The organism is Lyngbya sp. CCY1209 (genome assembly GCF_035615495.1).
GTDB lineage: Bacteria > Cyanobacteriota > Cyanobacteriia > Cyanobacteriales > Microcoleaceae > Limnospira.
In genome coordinates, this window is the sequence record NZ_JAJENU010000576.1 from 25,005 (window position 1) to 47,427 (window position 22,423).

General features: G+C 53.7%; 16 protein-coding genes. 9 read left to right on the forward strand and 7 right to left on the reverse strand.

Annotated features, from left to right (window positions below):
- Window positions 1–232 precede the first annotated feature (232 nt).
- The gene (psaM, locus tag LKE08_RS20520) at window positions 233–328 is read left to right on the forward strand and encodes a photosystem I reaction center subunit XII (protein ID WP_324706112.1); all 96 of its coding nucleotides are present in this window, start codon (window positions 233–235) and stop codon (window positions 326–328) included.
- 313 nt (window positions 329–641) lie between these two features.
- Complete coding sequence (locus LKE08_RS20525; RefSeq protein ID WP_324706113.1) at window positions 642–1,082, forward strand: hypothetical protein; 441 nt, start codon at window positions 642–644, stop codon at window positions 1,080–1,082.
- 95 nt (window positions 1,083–1,177) lie between these two features.
- Here the strand turns inward: LKE08_RS20525 and ctpA are convergent, their stop codons facing one another.
- Window positions 1,178–2,416, reverse strand: a complete 1,239-nt coding sequence (gene ctpA, locus LKE08_RS20530) for a carboxyl-terminal processing protease CtpA (RefSeq protein ID WP_324706114.1) — start codon at window positions 2,414–2,416, stop codon at window positions 1,178–1,180.
- A gap of 345 nt (window positions 2,417–2,761) precedes the next feature.
- Between ctpA and LKE08_RS20535 the strand changes: the two genes are divergently transcribed.
- The 3 genes from LKE08_RS20535 to LKE08_RS20545 all read left to right on the forward strand — a co-directional run bounded on the left by LKE08_RS20535 (window position 2,762) and on the right by LKE08_RS20545 (window position 6,125).
- The gene (locus LKE08_RS20535; RefSeq protein ID WP_324706115.1) at window positions 2,762–3,727 is read left to right on the forward strand and encodes a hypothetical protein; all 966 of its coding nucleotides are present in this window, start codon (window positions 2,762–2,764) and stop codon (window positions 3,725–3,727) included.
- Window positions 3,728–3,747: 20 nt separating this feature from the next.
- Window positions 3,748–5,313, forward strand: a complete 1,566-nt coding sequence (locus LKE08_RS20540) for an NAD(P)H-hydrate dehydratase (protein ID WP_324706116.1) — start codon at window positions 3,748–3,750, stop codon at window positions 5,311–5,313.
- Window positions 5,314–5,411: 98 nt separating this feature from the next.
- Complete coding sequence (locus tag LKE08_RS20545; RefSeq protein WP_324706117.1) at window positions 5,412–6,125, forward strand: M23 family metallopeptidase; 714 nt, start codon at window positions 5,412–5,414, stop codon at window positions 6,123–6,125.
- A gap of 82 nt (window positions 6,126–6,207) precedes the next feature.
- On the opposite strand, the gene dndD is transcribed toward LKE08_RS20545, so the two are convergent.
- From dndD to LKE08_RS20560, 3 genes are all read right to left on the reverse strand, one after another.
- Window positions 6,208–8,193 carry a DNA sulfur modification protein DndD gene (dndD, locus tag LKE08_RS20550; protein WP_324706118.1) on the reverse strand — a complete coding sequence of 662 codons (1,986 nt, stop codon included), beginning with the start codon at window positions 8,191–8,193 and terminating at the stop codon, window positions 6,208–6,210.
- Between the two features lie 613 nt (window positions 8,194–8,806).
- On the reverse strand, window positions 8,807–10,387 hold the full coding sequence (gene dndC, locus LKE08_RS20555; protein WP_324706119.1) for a DNA phosphorothioation system sulfurtransferase DndC: 1,581 nt from the start codon (window positions 10,385–10,387) through the stop codon (window positions 8,807–8,809).
- A 4-nt stretch (window positions 10,388–10,391) separates the two neighbouring features.
- A complete protein-coding gene (locus tag LKE08_RS20560) occupies window positions 10,392–11,423 on the reverse strand; it encodes an HNH endonuclease (RefSeq protein WP_324706120.1) in 1,032 nt (343 codons plus the stop codon).
- 49 nt (window positions 11,424–11,472) lie between these two features.
- Between LKE08_RS20560 and LKE08_RS20565 the strand changes: the two genes are divergently transcribed.
- From LKE08_RS20565 to LKE08_RS20575, 3 genes are all read left to right on the forward strand, one after another.
- Complete coding sequence (locus LKE08_RS20565) at window positions 11,473–13,038, forward strand: DGQHR domain-containing protein (RefSeq protein WP_324706121.1); 1,566 nt, start codon at window positions 11,473–11,475, stop codon at window positions 13,036–13,038.
- Between the two features lie 295 nt (window positions 13,039–13,333).
- The gene (locus LKE08_RS20570) at window positions 13,334–14,512 is read left to right on the forward strand and encodes a DNA sulfur modification protein DndB (RefSeq protein ID WP_324706122.1); all 1,179 of its coding nucleotides are present in this window, start codon (window positions 13,334–13,336) and stop codon (window positions 14,510–14,512) included.
- Window positions 14,513–14,666: 154 nt separating this feature from the next.
- Complete coding sequence (locus tag LKE08_RS20575; protein WP_324706123.1) at window positions 14,667–15,323, forward strand: HAD-IA family hydrolase; 657 nt, start codon at window positions 14,667–14,669, stop codon at window positions 15,321–15,323.
- Here LKE08_RS20575 and LKE08_RS20580 read toward each other — a convergent pair.
- The 3 genes from LKE08_RS20580 to LKE08_RS20590 all read right to left on the reverse strand — a co-directional run bounded on the left by LKE08_RS20580 (window position 15,320) and on the right by LKE08_RS20590 (window position 19,932).
- Window positions 15,320–16,165 (reverse strand): SWIM zinc finger family protein, encoded by an 846-nt coding sequence (locus LKE08_RS20580; protein WP_324706124.1) that lies wholly within the window; start codon window positions 16,163–16,165, stop codon window positions 15,320–15,322. The genes LKE08_RS20575 and LKE08_RS20580 overlap by 4 nt on opposite strands.
- A 132-nt stretch (window positions 16,166–16,297) precedes the next feature.
- On the reverse strand, window positions 16,298–19,438 hold the full coding sequence (locus tag LKE08_RS20585; RefSeq protein WP_324706125.1) for a DEAD/DEAH box helicase: 3,141 nt from the start codon (window positions 19,436–19,438) through the stop codon (window positions 16,298–16,300).
- 188 nt (window positions 19,439–19,626) lie between these two features.
- On the reverse strand, window positions 19,627–19,932 hold the full coding sequence (locus tag LKE08_RS20590; RefSeq protein WP_324706126.1) for a hypothetical protein: 306 nt from the start codon (window positions 19,930–19,932) through the stop codon (window positions 19,627–19,629).
- 291 nt (window positions 19,933–20,223) lie between these two features.
- Here LKE08_RS20590 and LKE08_RS20595 point away from each other — a divergent pair, with 291 nt between their 5' ends.
- Window positions 20,224–22,383, forward strand: coding sequence for a polyribonucleotide nucleotidyltransferase (locus LKE08_RS20595; RefSeq protein WP_324706127.1), 2,160 nt, complete (start codon window positions 20,224–20,226; stop codon window positions 22,381–22,383).
- The last annotated feature ends 40 nt before the right edge of the window (window positions 22,384–22,423 follow it).

The window sequence follows — 22,423 nt, forward strand, 5'->3', positions numbered from 1 at the left end:
GAAGCCTTAAAATCTGCTTCAGTTATCTTAACGTAACTGGCCGGGGATCGGTGAGGGGAGCCGGAGAGAAATTTGGCGCGATCCCCCGAGATCGCCCTCCGACACCTGTCCCCCAGGTCCTAAGAAACCGCAACATTGTTTAAACTTATTACGAAACACTTCCCAAACGGGCCGATATAGCTGAAATTAGTGAACAATCGATGTCTACTTCAATGGAAGGAGTGTCCCAACCATGTCTTTAACCGATACCCAAGTGTTCGTGGCCCTGGCGATCGCGTTGATCCCCGGCATTTTGGCGTTCCGCCTTTCCACCGAACTTTACAAATAGAATCCTTTCGATTCTATGGGCCGTCTCCGCCGGAGGCGGCCCAAAAATTTGAATTAAAATTCAATGGCGGACTTTGCTCCGACAGAAAACCTGAAGAATACACACAAATGCGGCGATCGTGCAGTAGATTGGTTTGTATCGACTGGGTTTAACTGTCGGGGCATTTTCCATTGCGCTTCGGGTTAAAAGGTTCAGTTTAAGGTATTTTAAGCCTGAACGAAAAAACGCCGGTACGCATCGACCCTGCCGGAATGTCGCCTTGTTGCCCTTGGAAAACCTCATTTGAAGCTGAAAATCTACCGAGACGACGATCATGTACGCGATTCAACCTTCTCCTCCACCCAAGAAACCACAGCATCCCCGCCGTCGCTTGAGTCGTCGCTCTCAAGTTCGAGTGCGACCTCGCCCAAATCATCGGGCGATCGCATTGGAAACGACCGCCAAAATCTTGACAAATTTGGTGTTATCTGCTTGTGCGGTGTCGGCCCTGCTCCAAATTCTGCCCCACCAGCGGGCGGCGAATGAGAAATGGCGAGAAATTCAGGCGGAAGTGGATCAAACCCAGGCGCGAGTCGAGCGTCAGCAGGAAGAATTCAGCCGCTATTTCGACCCCCAACAGGCCCAAAGCATCATGCAAGAAAACGGGAATCGCATCGACCCCCGCCAGCGACAAATTGTTTGGTTGGATGACGGCCAGATGACGGCGGACGAGCTGGAATTGCCGCCGTCTTACTATGCGGAAGTGGAGGAGTGAAATGGACAATTGATAATTGATAATTGATAATTGACAATTGATAATTATCAATTGATTGTCCCCGACTCCCGACTCCCGATTCCCGACTCCCTCATTTATCCGGCTTCGGCGAGGACGGTCTGAGACAGGAGGACATCGATCGCCGCCTGGTATTGGAGATCGGCATCGGTGCCGAGTTGCGATCGCAGCAAGTGGTCGGCGGACACCACGCGATCGGGGACGATCCCGTGTTTGTTGATGTCGGTGTGGTTGGGTGTCTCGTACTTCGCCACCGTCACAGCCAACCCCGCGCCGTCGGATAAGTCGAACAGGGATTGGATCAACCCCTTCCCGAAGGTCTTTTCGCCGACGAGTAACGCCCTGCCGTTGTCCTGCAAGGCCCCGGCCAAAATTTCGCTGGCGCTGGCGCTGCCGCCGTTGACCAAAACCACCAGCGGGGCATCGGTGAGGGCCGATCCCGTGGCGTCGAAGCCGCCCAAAATGCCCTGGCGGTTCACTGTGTAGACGATCGCGCCCTCGTCGATCCAGAGGCGGGCGATTTCCACTCCGGCTTGCAGCAGTCCCCCCGGATTGTTCCGCAAATCGAGGAGGAAGGCCGTCGCCCCTTCATTTTGCAGGCTGACGATGGCGTGGGCGACTTCGGCGGTGGCGTTGGCGCTGAACTGGCGGAGGCGGATGTAGCCGACGGGGGGGCGGTCGGGGAAGGTCTGCAGTTGGGCGAACACCGGATTCAGGGTGATGCGATCGCGCAACAGTTTCAAATCCTCGATGATGTCGCTTTCCGCCGATTTCACCGTCAATACCACGGGGGTTCCCACCGTCCCCCTCATGCGGGCCGCGGCCTCATCCAAGGTGAGATCGGGGGTCGGAAATCCGTCGATTTTGAGGATGCGATCGCGGGGTTGGATGCCGGCGGCGTCGGCGGGGGAACCGTCCAGGGGAGTCACCACCATCAATTCCCCGTTGTCGGGATCTTTGGCAATTTGCAGGCCCACCCCCGTCAGTTCCCCGGAGGTACTCACCTGCAGGCTGCGATATTGTTCCGGCTTCAGCAACCGCGTGAAGGGGTCGTCGAGGCCGGCCAGCATCTCCTCGATCGCCTCGTAGGTTTCTTCCCGACTTTTGAGGGGTTTGCGGATCGCCTGTTCCCGCACGAACCACCAGTTTTGACCGTTAAATGTCTCGTCCAAATAGGCGCGGTTGACGATGCGCCAACTTTCGCTGAGAATTTTCTGTTCCTCCGTCAGCGCCCAGGCCGGGACGTGCCACAGTCCCCAAACCATCATCATCGGTAAAGCGATCGCCAGGGCAATCTGAACAACTCGTCTGTGCATGAATCTGAATTTTATCAATACTTTGCTGTTAACAATCCTCTCCGCCGCGATCGGCGCAGTGGGCAAATCCGTTCCTTAGATGGTGACACATTCGATGGGGAAGAGGCAGGGGAGGCGGAGGAGGCAGAGGGGGCGGAGGAGGCAAGTTAATATCAGATCCGTACAAACTCCCCAATCATCTGAATATGATTTTCGCTTGTAGGGGCGCAAGGTTTGCGCCCTCGGGAATTGATTCCCAAGCAGTCCGGATGTCCCACCCGTTGCTTCCTCCGCTTCCTCCGCCCCCCACACCCCAAGATCGCGTAAAATTTGGGCAATTCTATAGCTGTGGTGGAGGGACTCGAGATGAGTTGGACGGCTCCAAACAATCAAAATAAAGCGATCGCGCGGATGTCCCGGATTTCGGGGGTGCTGCTGGGGGGATATCTGATGTTGGCGGCTCCCGGTGTCCGGGCTCAACCCCGCTACGGGGTTTATGTGAATGGGGACAGTCCGATGCTGTTGGAAATCGTCCAGCAGGTGCAGCCCGGGGCGGTTTTTCAGGAATATGGCGATCGCGTCCTGATCGATGCCGGGATCTATTTCGATCGCGGCGACGCGGAAGAATTGGTCGAAGATCTCAGACTCCAAGGGATTCGGGCGAAAATTACCGATTTGAGAAATAGCGAAGATTTCGATAATCCCGTCGAAGCCAGTCCGTGGGTGGTATCCCCCAACCGGACAACCCGACCCGTGCCAAGCAATCTCAGACCGGGTTGGATTCCAGCTACCACCGATCTCGGACTCCATCAAGTTTACGTCAGTGCGGGGGTGACTTCGCTACAGGAGGTGCGGCGGGTATCGCCCAACGCCGAAATCTTCAACATCGGGGGACGGCGGGTGATTCAGGCGGGCAGTTTCGTGAATCGCTTCAACGCCGAATTGATGGCCGAACAGTTGTTTTTGCGGGGGATTCCGGCGGAAATCATCCATTCCCGGGCCGAACTGGAAATCTTCCTCGCCCTGGAACCGGGGCAACCGGTGCAACCGGGATTTCCCACCCCCCTGCCCGCCCGCCCGGGTTTCGATCTGGGACTCGGCGACACGGACAGCTATTTCGTGTTGATTCGCGGACAGACTTTCGATTTGCCGGTGATCGCGGAAACGGCGATCGCTCTGGGTGTCCCCCAAAATAGCATCACGATCCGGGATGATGTGGTCGATCCCCTGGTGGCGGTGGGTCCTTTTGCCGATCGCACCCTCGCCCGAGAATGGGAAAATTATCTTACGGATTCGGGCGTCGGGGGAACGCAAGTATATTTTGGGAAATAACGATTAGCAGCCATTTGACGATGATTTTGGGCACGCCCGACCGGACCGAACAGATTCAACAATTTGCCGTCACCGCCGAACAGATGCAGGCGATCGAAAGCCGCATTTTCGAGGCGGGGATGCCGGCCGCCTCGCTGATGGAAAAGGCCGCCGGACTCGTCGCTCGCCGGATTGTGGAAATTTTGTCCAGTCCGAGCGATCGCCCCGTGCGCGTTGTGGGGATTTTAGTGGGTCCGGGACACAACGGGGGAGATGCCCTGGTATTGGCGCGGGAGCTATTTTTTCAGGGTTATCGCGTCGTCCTGTTTTCCCCAATTTCCAAGCGCAAGGATCTCACCGATGCCCACGCCCAATATGTCGCCAGTTTGGGGATCGAGAGTGCGGAGGCGATCGCTTCTCTGGGACACTGCGATCTGATTGTTGACGGGATGTTCGGATTCGGGCAAACCCGCCCCATCGAGGGGGAACTGGCGGAGGTTATTGAAACCGTCAATAGTTGGAACCGCCCGGTTTTCAGCATTGACATTCCCTCCGGCATCCACACGGACACGGGGGAAGTCCTGGGAACGGCGATCCGGGCGACCCGCACCTTTTGTCTGGGGTTGTGGAAGCGGGCGTTTTTGCAGGATTCGGCTTTGGAGTGGGTCGGGTCGGCGGAGTTGGTTGATTTTGATATCCCGCTGCCGGACATTCACGCCGTTTTGGGGTCTTCTCCCCAGTGTCGGCGCATCACGCCGGGATTCGCGATCGCCCATCTGCCCATTCCCCGCCACCCCGCCACCCACAAGTACAAGCAGGGTCATTTATTGATAGTAGCCGGATCTAGCCGTTATACGGGGGCTGCGGTGCTGTGCGGGTTGGGGGCGCGGAGCAGCGGCGTGGGGATGCTCTCCATCGCCGTCCCGGAGTCGATCAAGCCCCTGCTGAGTGCCCAGTTGCCGGAGGCGCTGATAATTGGCTGTCCGGAAACCGAGGACGGTGCGATCGCGTCTCTTCCGGAGGAGTTGGATCTGAGTCGCTACGATGCGATCGCCTGCGGCCCGGGTCTGACGTCGGCGAGTTCGTCTCCCCTGGAGGCTATTTTGGGGTGCGATCGTCCGGTGGTGCTCGACGCCGACGGTTTGAACCAGTTGGCGCAGTTGGGGACGATTTCCACCCTGTCCGGGCGCCGGGCTCCGACCCTGCTCACCCCCCATCCTGGCGAGTTCAAGCGCCTGTTTCCCGATTTGGGCGATTTGGGCAATCGCATCGCCGTCACCCAGGAAGCGGCCCGCCTGAGCGGCGCTGTGGTGCTTTTGAAGGGCGCGAGGGTCTGCATCGCCACCCCGGAAACCGTCGCCGTGAACCCGGAGAGTACCCCCGCTTTGGCGAGGGGCGGCAGCGGGGACGTGCTGACGGGGCTGTTGGGAGGTTTGTTGGCGATCGGTGCATTGCGGGATTCTCCCCCCGAATTGACGGCCCAGATCGCCGTCTGGTGGCACGCCCGGGCCGGAATTCTGGCAGCCCGCGATCGCACTGAATTGGGGGTGGATGCGTTCACGCTGACCCAATATCTGACCTCAAAGGAACTATTCGATATTTCCTAAACAATTCGTTGTTGCCCTTGGGCGCTTCCGGGGCTAAAGCCCAACAACGAGTTTTTCAAAATCCTATTAATTTATAACACAAAAAGGAACCTATGGGAATGAAATTAAGAACGCTATATAACACGGTTTTAAAAGGACAACCCGTCCAGTCCCATCAGTTGAGTTCCCGGGATAAAATTCCCGTCTATGCCGAAAGCGAGTATAAAATTACGACTTACAAATCGGTGGGTTACGGACACCTCGAAATTTATTTCGTCCCACCCTGTCCGGGCCGGCGGGAAATTTGGTACGTCTTCGCCCCCCACGTCCAAATTTTGGGAGACGAAATCGCCCGGAGTCCCAGCCCCAAATTATCGTCCTCTTCGGGCGTATTGACCTGGAAATGGCCGATGAGGGGGACGAGTATGGGGTCCAGGACGGAGTTCGGCTACGCCCGGGGACGACTCCACGCGGGGGTTGATATCGGCGGTTATACGCCCGATGAGTGCTACGCCGCCAGCGAGGGGGTTGTGGAGTATGTTAAACATCATACCGGCGGGGCGGACGGTCGGGCGATTCACATCCGGCGATCGGACGGTTGGGAACATCGGTATTTGCATTTGCGATCGATTCGCGTTAACTTACATGATAGGGTTTCCCAAGGTCAATTGATCGCCATCCGGGGCGGTTCCGGATTTGGTTCTGAGGGCCGGGAAATTGACGGCGGCGGCTATTCGATCCACCTGCATTTCGAGATCCGAAAGCCGGACGGAACCCCCGTCGATCCGCGTTTATTTCTGCCCGATGACGGCAGCGTTCCAATTGTGGGATAGATCCCCCCCAGCCCCCCTTGGTAAGGGGGGAGAATTGGATTCAAAGTCCCCCTTTTTAAGGGGGATTTAGGGGGATCGAGTCTCAAAAAAAGTAACCGGGTGCGATCGCCGTCTGCCGCTGTTTGGGGTCGTATTTTAACAGGTATTCCCGGCCGATCGCGTCCTGTTCCCGCAGGGTTTTCACTTCCGCTTCGCCAATTTCGGTGTCCGTCGATAGCAAGATCATCTGATGGCTGGCGGCGGGAAAATAGCGTTCGATTAGGTTGTGGCGGTGGGAGGAGTCCAGGCGTCCGAGGGGGGTGTCGATCGCGATCGGAAGTTGGCGTCCGGACACCCTCGCGAGCCCCCACAAAAATGCGATCGCCAGCAGTTGTTTTTCCCCGGCGGAGAGGCGGTGTTTGGGCACGGGTTGCCCTTGGGGGTCGTATAAGGATAAACTGAAGTCTTGAGTCGCGATCGCCACCCGATGAACGAGATCGGATTTGTGGAGGAGATAGCGGAAACATTCGGTCACTTCGATTTCCAGTTTGTTCAGCTTTTTGAGGGTGAGACGTTCCCGAAATTGCACCAGGGTTTTTTGCACCCGTTCCGAGGTGTCGATGATGTGGTCGGCGTTTTTGCGATCGATGGTACTGCGGCTGTATTCGGAGAGTTCTTTTTTGGTTTTTTCGATAGTAATTTTACAGCGATCGCGCTTTTCCTTTGCCGCTTCGTAGGCGGTTTGTAGTTTTGCCAAATGACTGGCGGCATCGGTGACGGCTTGCAGCAGTTGTTCGTAAACTTCCGGCGGGGCGGCGACGGTTAATTGTCGTTCTTTTGCCGCGATCGCATCTTGGATTTGCTTCAATTCTTCCTGTTGCGATCGGGTTTGGGCGATCTGATTGGGAAGTTCCCGTTCCAACAAATTGCTGAGTTGGCTGAGGGTATCTTCATCCATATCCAGCCAAATTTCCGTCGGGTTTTCGGTTCCGTCGGGGCGGGTATCGGTTTCTAAAAATGTCCGCACCTGTTCCAAAGTGTTGCCCTTTATTTTCAGGGTTTCTAAATAATTTAATAACCGTTCGTCCCGTTCGACGATCACATCCCGGGCAATTTGAGTCCGCTTTTGTTGCAGTTCCTTTTCTCCCTGCATTTTCGCCCGTTCCAACAGGGGTTGAATCAAGCCGAGGGGGAGAGAACCCGCCGCCTGTTCCCGGAGGCGATCGCGCTGAGTTCTGGCTTTCTCCTGTTCGGCTTTCAATTGGGCTTCGATCTGCTCTTTTTCCTGGGCAACTTTGCCGCCTTCGGTGCGGAATTTATCCCGGGCTTCTTGCTGGCGAATGTGGGCTTTTTTCAGTTCCCCATCCAGCCGGATAACCTCGGCTTCTGCCACTTCAAATTCTTGGTTTTGTTTGTTCAGTTTCGCCTCAATTTCTTCCAATGTCGCCAACTCGGAAGCCTCCGCCAATTCCTTCCGCTTCCGGTTGACTAAAATCGTCAGATCCGCCGACAGCCGTTCCGCCAATTCCAACCCCAAAAGGGATTCGATCGCCTGGGTGACAATGGGGGGCGGCGCGTCGAGTTCCGCCAATTCTTTCACCTGTTCGCCGTCGAATAAAAAAAGATTGGAAATTCCCAGGGGAAAAAAGTCCTCGATCCGTTCGTCCCAGGTTTCGATCAAAGCGGAATCCGGCCAGTCATCGATCAAAACGCCAAGGGTATCTTTATTTTTGTTTTTTAGCGTGTCTGGCTTCCAACGCCGTTTGACGCGGAATTCCACTTGCATATTATTCAGAATATGCTCGAACAACAGTTCGACGCTGGTTTCTTCGTGGGGTTGGGTGTGTTTATTGATCGCCTGTTTCAGAAACTCAGAATAGGCGAGATTTCCCCGGGTGGAACACTGGGCGCGGGAACCGTACAACACCAGGCGAATGGCATCCATGAGGGTGGTTTTTCCGCCCCCGTTCATCCCCCCGCACAGAATAATCGGACTCACCGTTTCCCCGGCGGTTTGGGGCCGCAGGTTGATGACCTGTTTCCCGCGATAGGGGCCAAAATTTTCTAGGGTGAGTTCGAGAAAAATCACGGGGTTTTGGTGGTGTTCAGGTTGACATATTCATCATATCACAAATCCGGCAGTTTTGAATATTTTTTTGCCGGTTTGTCGGAGGGCGATTTTTAATTTAATGGCAGGCGGACGATCCCCCTAAATCCCCCTTGCCAAGGGGGACTTTGAGTCATTCTCCCCCCTTATTAAGGGGGGCCGGGGGGGATCTTCTATTTTCAAATAGTCGGACGATCCCCCTAAATCCCCCTTAATAAGGGGGACTTTGAGTCATTCTCCCCCCTTACAAAGGGGGGCCGGGGGGGATCTTCTATTTTTAAATAGTCGGACGATCCCCCTAAATCCCCCTTGCCAAGGGGGACTTTGAGTCATTCTCCCCCCTTACAAAGGGGGGCTGGGGGGGATTCTTCTATTTCCAAATGGTCGGACGATCCCCCTAAATCCCCCTTAAAAAGGGGGACTTTGAGTCATTCTCCCCCCTTATTAAGGGGGGCCGGGGGGGGATCTTCTATTTCCAAATCGTCGGACGATCCCCCTAAATCCCCCTTAAAAAGGGGGACTTTGAGTCATTCTCCCCCCTTACAAAGGGGGGCTGGGGGGGATCTTCTATTTCCAAATCATCGGAAAATCGCCCCTATTGTTTGGAGTTGAATTTCAGACTCGCCCAGGAGAGTTGTTGGTCGGGTTCCGGTTTTTCGCCGTTGACGATTTTTTTGATATCCTCAACTTTGCCGGATTGGGCAGCTTCTTTGAGGTTGCGTTCGTAGTGGGCATTTTGAATAGCTTCATTTTGCGATCGCGAACTGGTTTTAAAGCAGCGTTCGAGGGTGTCGTAAATCCCCGTCCGTCTCGCCATCGTTTTATATTGGCGTTCGGTGTCGAGTAGCCGCGTCACCAATTCCAAATACATGGGATCTCCGTCGCTGAGATCTTCCAAAATCTGCCATTCATCCGGCCCCAGCATGGCTTTTTCGCCGGTGTCTCGGGGATCTTTAAATTTTTCTCCGGTCACTTCTTGATAAATCCTGGGTAAACTGTCATCGAATTCGTGTTTTTCCTCCAACCAGATTCGGCGAATCTCGCTGAGTTCTTCCGGTTGAATTAACGTGATATCCCGCATTTCCGGCGGGGCAGTTTTGCGAACTTGGACTTGGGCTTCCAACACCCGCCGCAGCCAATGTTCCCGCCACTCTCTTTTGTAGGGTCCGGGGATGTGTTGAACGGAGGTTTGACCGTCTACGTTTCGTTCAAATAGTTGAACAGTTCCGAAGTTGCGACGGAAATCCCTTTTGTCGTGATCGTTTTTAACGTCTAATTCATTGCGAAGATCCAAAAGTGGCTGCATCCACTCTTTGGCTTCGTCATTTAAGATCATCGCCTCCATCGATTTATCTTTGCTGACCATCGTACAAACCCAGCAGCCAAATCGGGAATCTCCACAACTCGGAGTTGAGGTGTCGATAACCAAAGGACATTCATTATCTGCCGTTGCCCCTCGGTACATGGTAAACAAGTCTTTATTATCTTGTCCCCACGGATTTTCAAATTGCATCAGATACATCCAGACTTCATCCGTTCTCCAATCTTCGATTGGTAAGTAAATCAAACAGTTCGGACGATGGGGATTTGTATTCATGCGATCGCGTACTCGCCATTTTCTATGCTTGGCCATGTTAGTTGCCCGTTGTGTGCTTTCAGCTTTACGAGTACCCAAAACAAGAATAGCTTGACCATTATTTCTGATAGTTTCTCTAATGAAATAATCAGCAGGGTTGATTTTGAGACGTTCGGTACACCATCGAAATCTATTTCGAGGGGCTGGGTATCCCTTACCGATCAAGCAACACCAAAATGTATTTTTAATCGTCGGGTAAGTTAAATGGGTTGAGACGGGCATCCCTTGTTCCTTCGCAGCTTTGTTCATGTTTTTTAGGGATTTGCGAACCCAAGCAGAAACAATTGGATTTTCAACCAAAGTATCGTTGGTAAGGACATGAATTTTTCTGGTTCTTTTTTCAGGTGGTAATGAAGCAATGGAACTCCAAATGAGTTGGAGAACTGCCGTGCTATCTTTCCCTCCACTCCAACCTATAACTAAAGGAATCTGGTCGTCAAAGTATAGTTCTTGAATTTCAGCTTTCAGTATTTCCAGATCTTGCAAAAATTCTTCGACAGTTCGATTGTTGTCTTTTTTGGCTTGCATTTTATCATTCATGTTTTTATACCCTAAATATATTTTTACGATGCCATCTAATAGATTCTAGTTCCGGCCAGTATCGGTCTAAGGTAGGTAACAGTATTTTTTCTCCATTGAATTCCTTCATTGGTTTTGCAAAGGGAGAATCTTCTTGTAAATCTTGGGCGACAATAATTTTATAAGTATCGTCAATTGTAAACCAACCTCTATCGAGAGCCCAGTGATGATTTTTACACAGAGAAATTCCATTCCCAATTTGACTATCATAGAATTGTGCAAATGGTTTTATATGCGCCCCATCCACAATATTTTGATTTAGAGTTCGATTCACTCTTAATTGACAAAACGCACATCTGTACTCATAGATATGTATGACAGATTTACGGAAAAAAGCTTCTCGAATGATCGACTTTCTCATCGAAAACTTGGGATTTTTTTTTAAATCTGATGTTTCGTCTACATCGAGAACACTTTCTTCTTGTAAATTTTGATTTAATTTGAGTAAATCTTCCAATTCTTTCTGATTGTCAGCAAACCACACTGCTATCAGTTCATCGACCAATTCTTGTCTCGATTGGCGATCTTGAACCAAATCAAAAAGTTCATCATCTAAATAAGCGTGGTCAACATCATGTTTTAATTTGGGTATCGTTTGAGGTCTTCCACCCTCGTATTCAGCACTAAATTGAAGATGCCAAAACTTATACTTTCCATTTTTTAGATGAAAAAATGGAAGGGCGAAGTCACTTCCCTTAAAGTCAGTTTCCGACAAAATCGACCAATACTTCTGGAAAGTATGGATCAACTCATCAGAGATAAAAATTCGATTTTCTTGTATGATGCCTTGGGCAATTAAATCGATGACAGACAATAGTAGTATGGGTTGGTTGAGGTTGACTCCCTGTTTTTGATTTCGATGAACCTTGATGTTACTCAAGCCCTTGCAGTAATATTCAAGGTTCTTAGCCTGTCGTGCCTCCGACGAACTCATTTTTCCCTCCCTGCCAAAAATAAGACCCTTCCCCAGATCTGCCCGTTTACGATAGGATAACATATCGGGGACAAGTTTTTAAAAACCCCACTGATAGTTTAATCATACTATAATGAATCGTGCAACCGAACCCAACCCCGAGGACATCGCCCGACTGCTGACGCCCCTCCAGGAGGAGCCCGATCGCATCCTGGTGCAGCGAACCGCGATGGGAGTCAACCGGGCCTATCTCGGCGCCGTCAGCCTGGAATGGGCCGCGACCCGCATCCGCTATGCGTCCGCACTTCCACTGTTTGAACCCCACCGCGATCGCGAAACGGGAAACGTGGAACGGGGGGCCGAAACCATCGAGACGATCCTGCAACGGCCCCTGGACTGGTCGCGACAGGCAGTCCTCGTCCAATACCTGATGACCCACGATTGGGACCGCAAATTTCCGCCGCTGGTGGTGGTTTTGAGTCCCGAGTGGGTGGACGACCCCGAGGCGCCGGAGTGGGACGAAGACGGAAGGGCCACCCGTTCCGCCGCCGAATTTACGGCTTTGGACGCCCGACAACAATTCGGATTGCTGAATCTGTCCCCGGCGGTGTCGGTGTTCGCCTTGGACGGACAGCATCGCCTGATGGGAATTCAGGGGGTGAGGGAACTGGCAAAAACGGGGAAATTGCAGCCTTTCAGCAAGATTAAAAAGCCCCTCGGCGCTGAAATTGACTGGGACGATTTGGCGCCCGACGACCTGTCTCCCGAGGAGAAATTGGCAGAGTTGAACCGCGAAACGATCGGGGTGGAATTTATCCCGGCGGTGTTGCCCGGAGAAACCCGATCGCGGGCGCGAAAACGGGTGCGATCGCTGTTCGTCCACGTCAACCAAATGGGCGTAAAATTGAGCAAGGGACAGTTGGCAGCATTGGATGAAAATGACGGGTTTTCTATTGTATCCCGCCAGGTAGCGGTTCGCCATCCCCTGCTGAAAGATGAGGGCGATCGCAACCCCAGAATCAACTGGGACAGCGCGACCGTCGCCACCAAATCCACCGTATTGACCACATTGCAAGCCCTGCGAGATATGGCGGAGGGTTATCTGTCCCCCCACCCGATATTTAAGGGTTGGAAAGTGGGGAAACCTGGCCTAATTCCAGACCGCCCCGAGGAGGATGAATTGCGACGGGGAATCGATGAATTTATGCGGTTTTTCGACGGCTTGGCGGGGTTGCCAAGCTATCGCAAATTGCAGCAAGGTTTGGAAACTCCAGCGATGCGGCGGTTCGGGTTTGAACGCCCCCCGGGGGAGGGAAATATTTTGTTTCGTCCCATCGGGCAGGTGGCGATCGCCCAGGCGGTGGGAAAAGTGGTCTTTCTGCATCAAAAGTCCCCGGAAAGTGTGTGGGAAAAATTGGAAACCTTCGACGCAAAAGGTGGGTTTAGTGGGATGGAAGATCCCGCATCTCTCTGGTATGGCGTATTGTACGACCCCAACAAGCGGCGGGTGAGGGTTGCCGGCCGGAGTTTGGCAACGAACCTCCTGATTTACCTGTTGGGTGGCATCGAAGATCCGATGAGTCAGGCGATGTTGAGGCGAGATCTAGCGAATGCCCGAACCTTTGAAAATCGGGCGATTAATTTTGAGGGGCGGGTGGTGAAACCCAGACAAGTCGGGTTGCCCGATCCCCTAGACTAATAGCAGGTAAAATAATTCCCAAAAATCCGAGCTTTTCAAAGCCCCCAGAATTGGGGGTTTGGGGGTTGGGGGAAGCCCCCAGAATTGGAGGTTTGGGGGTTGGGGGAAGCCCCCAGAATTGGGGGTTTGGGGGCTGGGGGAAGCCCCCAGAATTGGGGGTTTGGGGGTTGGGGGAAGCCCCCAGAATTGGGGGTTTGGGGGCTAAATCCGAGATTTTCAAAGCCCCCAGAATTGGGGGTTTGGGGGCCAGACATTTTCATGTAAAATAGAGATAGTCTAAACATCTCGGTCCGTCATGAACGATATCAATCACAATGATTCAGAGTCCACGCCCAAAATCTCCCCGATCATCTTTCCCCTTTATGACCAATACGATAGTGATTATAATTGCTATCTGGGGTTGATTTTTCAGCAAGGAAAGCGGCGGATGATTCAAATCAATGTTCGCGCTCAGGATTTGATTACTTTTTTACAGGCTAAACCTTCTCATGGAAACGACCCGGACTCCGGGAAAAATCGTCCCGTCGTAAAAGGTCATGCGGCGGAAATTAAAGAGTATATTCTTCATCGCGTCAATAAAGATAAACCTTGGATTTTGGGGACGTTGACGGCTAATATCGATCCGGAAGATATCGAAATTATCGAATTGGGTCGGGGGATTTGTTTCGTGGCAATTCCCCTGGATAAAAAATTGGATATCACGGACGGACAGCATCGATATCAGGCGATCAAAGAATTAATGTTGAGCGATCGCGCCCCTTTAATTGCCAAAAACCATTTTCCAATTACCCTGGTTTTGGAGGCGAGTTTTAAGCAATGTCAGACCGATTTTCGAGATATGGCACAAACCCGACAACTTGACCAATCCTTACTCAATTCTTTTGGTGAATATTCCGGCACCATTGGCATCATGAAAAATTTAATTTCCAGCGTTTCCATGTTCGCCGGAAAAACGGAGCGGGTCAAAAAAACGCCCTCGACGAAACACAAGTTAATTTATACGAATGTTTATATCGTCAATTTGGTCAGTTTTGCATTTACCGGAAATCCCGATAGCGTCCTGGAAGACTACGACGTTGACATGGCATCCCACGAACTCGGTCAATGCCTGAATCAGTTTTTCTCGGAATGTCCGATAACTCAATATATCGCCAATCGCAGCGTCGATGAATTGACCGTCGATGATATTGCCAATTTCAAGGAAAAATCGTTGCTGCCTTGGCGGGTCGGGTTGGAAATTCTGGGGCGGTTACTGTATTTGACTTATGATAAAGAACGACACGAATTCGATCGCGATCGCATCTCCAAACTCTCCCAACTGGACTGGTCGAGAGAAAGTCACCTGTGGAAAAATAATGTCGTCACCATCGACCCCAACCCCAAAAATCCCAACAAGCCTTATAAAATTTCGATGGGGGCGAGCAATGTCAGGATTGCAGTTCAGACAGTCAAAGCCCATCTGGGTTGGATGTAGCCGATAAAATGCCTGTCGGGTGGGGGATTTCGGTCATTTTGCTGTCAACAACTTCGCAATTTGTCACCCAACTCCACAAAAATCGATTGACGAATCAATTGATACAATTGCTATAGTGGGGTGATATGATACCCCCCACCCCGAAAAACCAAAAATGCCCGATCGCACTCCAGTAGCCATTATCTTCGACTTCGACGGAACCTTGGCGGACACCCTCGATGTCATCGTCGCCATCACCAACGAGCTCGCCGAGGAATTCGGATATCCCGCCACCGATATCGAGGATTTGGCGGACGTGCAAAATATGAGTTCCCGGGAAATTATCAGCCAATCCGGCATTTCGATCTTCAAACTCCCCAAATTGCTGCGGCGGATTCGAGAAGAATTGGAGGACAACCTATCCGCGATCGGCCTATTTCCGGGAGTTAGGAAAGCCCTCTTGGATTTGAGATATGAGGGATACAAACTTTATATCGTCACCTCCAACACCCAAGGAAATGTCGAATATCTTTTGAAACAAGAGGGGGTTCTGGAACTGTTCCACGGGATTTATTCCGGATCGACTTTATTCGGCAAACATCGCATCATCAACCGGCTGATCAAACGCGAAAAACTCGACAGAAAGCGGGCGATTTACATCGGAGACGAAACGCGAGATATCGACGCGGCGAAGAAAGCCAAAATCAAGAGCGTCGCCGTCACCTGGGGTTTCAATTCCATCGATGCCCTCGTCAAACACCGCCCCGATCGCATCCTGCAAGCCCCAGAAGAAATGTCCGTCGTCGCCCTCACCTTTCTCCAGTTTCTCTAACCCTCCGATTCCCGATTTAACCCCATCAAAACCGCCTGCTGGCTGACATTCTTATAAACGGTATCCAAATACTGCATCACCACATCCGCCGCCGTCGCCGATCGCCCCCCTTCTTTCGATACTGCCGTCGCCAGCGGAATCGGTCCCAAAACGTCCAAAACCGTCTCGCTTCCCGGCGGCGGAGAAATCACCACCAAAGACGGTTCCAACTGTTGATTATACTCCCAATAACCCGCCACAGACGGCGGATCGAAATCAATTTTTTGAGTCGTTATTTCTTCAGTTTCTGCGACTTTTTCCCCCTCTCCCGACCCCCTCAACTGTCGCAATTTTGCTATTATATCATCCTTCATCCGCCCCCGCAATTGAAACAACACAAACGGATCTTCACTGAAGCGATCGCCCAACATATAATACACCGCCCCGATATGCTTACAAGGATTCGCCTTATCCGGACAGCTACACTGAGAATGCACCTCATCCAAATTAAACGGAAACAGCCGCAACCCATTCTGTGCAAAAACATCCTCAATATTCTGCGGCATTTCCCCCGCCAACAACTTCGCCGAAAATATCGCCCGCTGCGATAGCGTCTCGATCACATATCCCCACTCCTCATCCCCAAAAACATCCAACCACAACGCCACCTCATAAGGCTGCGGCTGCGTCCCCTGAACCTTCGCCAAAACCCGGCGATCGCTAAACTCAATACTCAAAACATTACCCTGTCTAGCATAATTCCTCGCCCGTTCCAACCGCTTCTTAAACCGATAGCGATTCAAAATATCCAACCACTGCTGCGTCCACCATTCCCGATCCGTTTCACTATTGTAATTAACCATAATTTCAACTCACCAATAATCTCCTCAATCGCCGGAGGGCGAATGCCATTCGCCCCTACAATCCCATCAATCCCCCCCACCCCAATCCCCCACAAAATTAAAATCTGTGAAATCTGCGTAATCTGCGGATTTTTATTCCTCCTCAATCACCGCACTCCGATCCAAAATCAACAAATTCCGCAACTGCTCCGTATCCATCTCCGTCAGCCAATCCTCCCCAGAACCAACCACCTGTTCCGCCAACGCCTGCTTACTTTCAATCAAATCGTGAATTTTCTCTTCCAACGTCCCCGTACAAACAAACTTATGCACCTGCACATTGCGAGTTTGTCCAATCCTAAAAACGCGATCCGTCGCCTGATTTTCCACCGCCGGATTCCACCAGCGATCGAAATGAAACACATGATTTGCCCGGGTCAAATTCAGACCCACACCGCCCGCCTTCAATGATAATATCATGATCGGCGGCCCCTGCGGATCTTGCTGGAAGCGATCGACCATTTCCTCCCGCTGTGCTTTGCGAGTCCCCCCGTAAAGAAACAGAACTTCTCGATTTAACTGCTTCTCCAAATAGGGTTTCAGCAGCTTTCCCCACTCCGCAAATTGGGTAAAAATCAGAGCGCGATCGCCCTCCGATAAAACCTCATCCAACATTTCGTTGAGTCGCTGCAATTTCCCCGACTGCTGGGGCGGCAAACTCTCTTTTTTACCTTTCCCCTTAGATTTCGCCCCCAACAATAGCGGGTGGTTGCACACCTGTTTCAGCTTCACCAACAAACCCAAAATCATCCCCCGTCGCTGAATTCCCGTGGCGGACTCGATTTCCGATAAAGATGTATCCACCAATTTTTGATACAAACTCGCCTGTTCCACCGCCAAAGAACAAAACACGGTATTTTCCTGTTTTTCCGGTAAATCTTGGATGATATCTTTGTCAGTTTTCAAACGCCGCAAAATGAACGGCTGGACGAGCGATCGCAACGTTTGCAAAGACTCCGTATCCCCGTACTTTTCGATGGGAATGGCAAATCGGCGGTTAAAAAACACCTTCTGTCCCAAATATCCCGGATTCAAAAATTCCAATATCGACCACAATTCCGACAGGCGATTTTCCACCGGAGTCCCCGTCAGGGCGATCTTAAAATCCGCCTCCAACATCCGCACGGTTTTGGACTGTTTAGCCTCGGGATTTTTGATATTTTGAGCCTCATCCAAAACCACCCCCTGCCAGTTGACGCTTTGCAATTCTTTCTCGTCCCGGAACGTCAAGGCGTAGCTGGTAATCACCAAATTTTTATCCTTAACAACCTTGGGGAAATTTTTCCCCTTCGATCGCTTGTCGCCGTGGTGGACGAGGGTGGCTAGAGTCGGCCCAAACCGCTTCACTTCCCGCTCCCAATTGCCCAAAACCGAAGTCGGACAAACCAATAAAACCGGGCGTTCCAAGATTTTTTGTTCCTGTAAATGCAGCAAAAAAGCGATGAATTCGATGGTTTTTCCCAAACCCATGTCGTCCGCCAGACAGGCGCCCAACCCCCACTGTTCTAAAAATGATAACCAACCCGAACCTCTGGCTTGGTAGGGGCGCAATTCCCCCCGAAATGTTTTGGGAGTTGCGATCGCTTTAATGGAGCGATTGTCCGTCAACGCATCCAACAACTCCTGCAATTTTCCCCCCGCTTCAAAATTAACCACCGGCAGCCGTTCCACCGTCTGGGTGTCCCCCGTCGCCAGCCGCAGGGCATCTTCCAAAGATAGAGTCATCTGGTCTTTTCGGGTGGCAAAAAAAGCCTGGGCGGCTTTCACGTCGCGATCGCGCAATTCCACCCACTCGCCATTAATTTCCACCAGGGGACTTTCTCGGGCGACGAGGCGATCGAATTCCGCCTTAGAAATCCTCTGTCCGCCGATGGAAAGTTCCCACTTGAAATTCAACAAACTTTTCAACCCCATCCGCCCGTTCGACTTGCCCTTGGGGGCCGTGGCGCGGATACTCAACCCCAGGCGACTCGCCCAGCCCTCCCGGTTCGTCAGTCCCGGCGGCAAAATCACCCCCAAACCGCTGTCAGTGAACCGCCAAGCCACGCGGGTGATAAATTCGTAGGCCTGCTGGGAAGTGAGGGTGCAGACCCGGGGGCGGGCCTCCTGCAAGCTGGATTCGATCGCCGGGTAGAGTTTCGAGGCCAGTCCCAGCCCCCCCAACAGCGTCTCCTGGGGATTGCGGACCGTCCGCCCCTCCCAGGTGAAGCGTTCCACCGGATGATTCCAGACGGTTTCGGCATCCACCACACAATCGGAATCGTCCATCGCCTGCAGGCCGTATTCCAACCGCCAGGTTTTGGTTTTGCCCCCGGGGGGTTTGAGGGAGAATCCGGCGCGAAATTGGGTCAGATCTGCGAGGGACTGTTGCAGGGGCGAGGTCCAACTCTCCAGGCTGGCGCGGAGCCCTTCCCGGTCGGAATTGGAGGCCTCCACCCCGGCGGCATCCCCGGCCAAACCCCGCAGCCACCCTTCCACGGCGGGTTGCAAAAGGGCCGTGTTGGCGAGGGCCTTCCGTTCCACTTCCCGGGCCACCGGGCGGATTTGGGTATCGACGATTTCGCCGAGGACCTCCAGCAGCAACTCCCGGGCGGGGGCGGGTCGGGGGATGCAGGGGCCGTTCGACCGAAATTCGGTTTCGAGTCCGTACATCCGGCAGGCGGCGGGCATTTGGCGGGCGAATTGCAGCAGTCGGGCGCGGTCTGTGGCGCTGTCGAGGAGGGGTCGCCAGCGGGCGATATTATTTTCCGTCAAAACGGGCAAAAATTTCCGTCGGGCGAGGAGATCGAGGGCCCAGCGGGCGACGTGGGACCAAAATCGCAGGTCGGCCCCCAGCCAGTCCGGATCGATCGCCCCCAAGGGCAGGGATTGAAAGAGCTCAAAGGCTTCGAGGGGGGCAAGGCGGAATGCTTCGATTTTCCAGGGGTAGAGGCAGACGTCGCCATCTTCCGGGGCCGTGGCGGAGTGCAGAGGCGAGATCTCCCCCGTCTCCGGGTTCCATTGGGTGGGTGCGGCGATCGCTTCTGTAACCGGTTCGGCGGAAGATAATGTCAGGTCCGACTGGCCGAACGCCGGCCAATCCAACAGTTCGTCCCGGCCCATAACGAAGGGGTGGGGGGCAATTTCCCCGACCTTCAGACGGTCGCCGGGGGCGAGTCGGCGCCAGGTTTCCCCCCAAATCAAAACATAATTTTCTGGGGGTTGAATCCGCCAGGTTCCGTGTAAAATTGCCATCCGAATTAATCCTGTGCACTCCCAATTGGGTCGATCGGTCGAGATCGGTTCGGCCGGAGAGTTGAGTTGATCGACCGATCGATTGACATCAAAAAATTGCGCTCACTGCGGCGATCGACGGCTTTATTGTAAGTTATCATATCTGTTGGCGGGCGATCGCGGCCGTTTGTCTCGGCGGAAATAAACGGTCAGATTTCCCCCCGATCGCGATCGCGTTTCCCAAAAATCCGCTTTTCCCAACTCTCAGATGATACCCCCACCCGGGCGATCAGACAGCCAATCGATGAGGTGGCGATCGCTCGAGCCGAAATGGAGGAGCGACTTCCGGGGCGAAAATTCCCGACTTTCTCAGGAATGCGATCGTCGCCGGACTCCGCGTTGAAAGTTTCAAGAAATGATCTAAAATAGATGCCAATATCTAAGAGCCGACCCCTAACTGCTGGAAAAACACCCGATCGCCCCAATTGTTTGTAAATCTTGCAAACGGCGGACATCCGGGTTTCAGGATTGAGTCTGACCGACAGTTAGCCCGACATCAACCTTGAAAATGCCAATTGTGTCAAGATGATGGGGGATGTCACGAGAGCTCGGGGGGGGTGCGGACACTTCTCGACCCAGGTCAACAACGGGGGTTCCGATCGCCGACGACGGAATTGAGAAGTATGGAACCGACCCCGGGCGCACGACGACCGCACGAGTGGGAACCTGGGATGGCTCCCCCGTTTCGGGTCAGGTGCTCCGATGGCGAAAATGTGAGAATTTGTGGTAGAAGGAAGACAGAATACATGGAAGAGATTGAAAAGTCAATATCCTTTGATGGACGGGATATTCGGCTGAAGATAGGTTTACTAGCGCCTCAGGCGGGTGGAGCCGTCTTGATCGAATCGGGAGATACGTCAGTTCTCGTCACCGCAACCCGTGCCGAAGGAAGACCGGGAATTGATTTTCTCCCCCTGTTGGTGGACTACGAAGAGCGACTGTACGCCGGGGGGCGCATTCCCGGCGGATTTTTGCGTCGGGAGGGCCGTCCGCCCGACCGCGTCACCCTGACGAGTCGTCTGATTGACCGCCCCCTGCGTCCGTTGATTCCCCAGTGGATTCGGGACGACATCCAGATCGTGGCCACCACCCTATCGATGGACGAGCAGGTGCCGCCGGATGTCTTAGCCGTGACGGGCGCCTCCGTGTCGGTGTTGCTGGCTCGGATTCCGTTCTACGGGCCGATGGCCGGGGTGCGCGTCGGGCTGGTGGGAGACGATTTTATCATCAATCCCACCTACAAAGAAATCCGCAACGGCGACTTGGATCTGGTCGTCGCCGGGTCCCCCGATGGGGTGGTGATGGTGGAAGCCGGGGCGAACCAATTGCCCGAACACGACGTCATCGAGGCGATCGACTTCGGCTATGAGGCGGTTCTAGACCTGATCAAAGCCCAGAAGGAAATTATTGCCGAATTGGGAATCGAACAGGCGGTGGAAGAACCGCTGCCGGAAGACCCGACCCTGATCGAGTTCATCCGCGAACGGGTGGCGGAACCGGTGAAACAGGTTTTGTCCCAGTTCGAGTTGAGCAAGGTAGAGCGAGATACGGCCCTCGACGCCATCAAAGAAGAACACGTCGTCAGCGCGATCGCCGAAAAACCCGAAGACGACCCCCTGCAACTGTTTACCGCCGAAAACCCCAAGGCGGTGGGGACGATCTTCAAGGACATCACCAAACAACTGATGCGCCAGCAAATCGTCGAAGAAGGCGTGCGGGTGGACGGCCGGAAGTTAGACCAGGTGCGCCCCGTCTCCTGCCGGGTGGGCTTCCTGCCCAAGCGCGTCCACGGCAGTGGCCTGTTCAACCGCGGCCTCACCCAGGTGCTCTCCATCGCGACGTTGGGAACCCCCGGCGACGCCCAGGATCTCGACGACCTGCACCCCCAGGACGAAAAGCGCTATATGCACCACTACAATTTCCCCCCCTACTCCGTCGGGGAAACTAAACCGATGCGATCGCCCGGTCGTCGGGAAATCGGCCACGGCGCCTTAGCAGAACGGGCCCTGCTGCCCGTGTTGCCCAGCCGGGAACAGTTCCCCTATGTGATCCGCATCGTGTCCGAGGTGCTCTCCTCCAACGGCTCCACCTCGATGGGCTCGGTCTGCGGTTCCACCCTCGCCCTCATGGACGCCGGCGTCCCGATCGCCAAACCCGTCAGCGGCGCGGCGATGGGCCTGATCCGGGAAGGAGAAGAGGTCCGCATCCTCACCGATATCCAGGGCATCGAAGACTTTTTGGGCGACATGGACTTCAAGGTGGCGGGTACGGATACGGGCATCACCGCCCTGCAGATGGACATGAAAATCACCGGCCTGCCCCTGAAAGTGGTCGCCGACGCCATCGGCCAGGCCAAACCGGCGCGGCTGCACATCCTCGAAAAAATGCTCGAGGTGATCAGCAAGCCCCAGCCCGACCTGTCCCCCTACGCCCCCCGCCTGCTAACCCTCAAGATCGACCCCGACCTGATCGGGCTGGTGATCGGCCCGGGTGGCAAAACAATCAAGGGGATCACCGAGGAAACCGGCGTCAAGATCGACATCGACGATGACGGGACCGTGACGATCGCCTCCACGGACAGCGAAAAAGCGGCCCGTGCCTACCAGATCGTCCAGGGCATGACCCGCAAGCTCAACGCCGGCGACGTCTACGCGGGCCGGGTGACGCGGATCATTCCCATCGGCGCCTTCGTGGAAGTCCTGCCCGGTAAAGAGGGGATGATCCACATCTCCCAACTGGCGGACTACCGGGTGCCGCGGGTGGAAGACGAAGTGGCGATCGGGGACGAGGTGATCGTCAAGGTGCGGGAAATTGACAGCAAAGGCCGCATCAATTTGACCCGCCTCAACATCCACCCCGACGAGGCCGCTGCCGCCCGAGCCGCCGCCAACGGACCGATTCCGTAACGTCGGGAGTCGGGGAAGAAAACCAATTGAGAATTGAGAA

What these genes read in the sequence shown, in the direction of transcription:
- psaM (WP_324706112.1), top strand. Translation starts at nt 233, where the DNA reads ATGTCTTTAACCGATACCCAAGTGTTCGTGGCCCTGGCGATCGCGTTG.
- LKE08_RS20525 (WP_324706113.1), top strand. Translation starts at nt 642, where the DNA reads ATGTACGCGATTCAACCTTCTCCTCCACCCAAGAAACCACAGCATCCC.
- ctpA (WP_324706114.1), bottom strand. Translation starts at nt 2,416, where the DNA reads ATGCACAGACGAGTTGTTCAGATTGCCCTGGCGATCGCTTTACCGATG.
- LKE08_RS20535 (WP_324706115.1), top strand. Translation starts at nt 2,762, where the DNA reads ATGAGTTGGACGGCTCCAAACAATCAAAATAAAGCGATCGCGCGGATG.
- LKE08_RS20540 (WP_324706116.1), top strand. Translation starts at nt 3,748, where the DNA reads ATGATTTTGGGCACGCCCGACCGGACCGAACAGATTCAACAATTTGCC.
- LKE08_RS20545 (WP_324706117.1), top strand. Translation starts at nt 5,412, where the DNA reads ATGAAATTAAGAACGCTATATAACACGGTTTTAAAAGGACAACCCGTC.
- dndC (WP_324706119.1), bottom strand. Translation starts at nt 10,387, where the DNA reads ATGAATGATAAAATGCAAGCCAAAAAAGACAACAATCGAACTGTCGAA.
- LKE08_RS20560 (WP_324706120.1), bottom strand. Translation starts at nt 11,423, where the DNA reads ATGTTATCCTATCGTAAACGGGCAGATCTGGGGAAGGGTCTTATTTTT.
- LKE08_RS20565 (WP_324706121.1), top strand. Translation starts at nt 11,473, where the DNA reads ATGAATCGTGCAACCGAACCCAACCCCGAGGACATCGCCCGACTGCTG.
- LKE08_RS20570 (WP_324706122.1), top strand. Translation starts at nt 13,334, where the DNA reads ATGAACGATATCAATCACAATGATTCAGAGTCCACGCCCAAAATCTCC.
- LKE08_RS20575 (WP_324706123.1), top strand. Translation starts at nt 14,667, where the DNA reads ATGCCCGATCGCACTCCAGTAGCCATTATCTTCGACTTCGACGGAACC.
- LKE08_RS20580 (WP_324706124.1), bottom strand. Translation starts at nt 16,165, where the DNA reads ATGGTTAATTACAATAGTGAAACGGATCGGGAATGGTGGACGCAGCAG.
- LKE08_RS20585 (WP_324706125.1), bottom strand. Translation starts at nt 19,438, where the DNA reads ATGGCAATTTTACACGGAACCTGGCGGATTCAACCCCCAGAAAATTAT.
- LKE08_RS20590 (WP_324706126.1), bottom strand. Translation starts at nt 19,932, where the DNA reads ATGTCCGCCGTTTGCAAGATTTACAAACAATTGGGGCGATCGGGTGTT.
- LKE08_RS20595 (WP_324706127.1), top strand. Translation starts at nt 20,224, where the DNA reads ATGGAAGAGATTGAAAAGTCAATATCCTTTGATGGACGGGATATTCGG.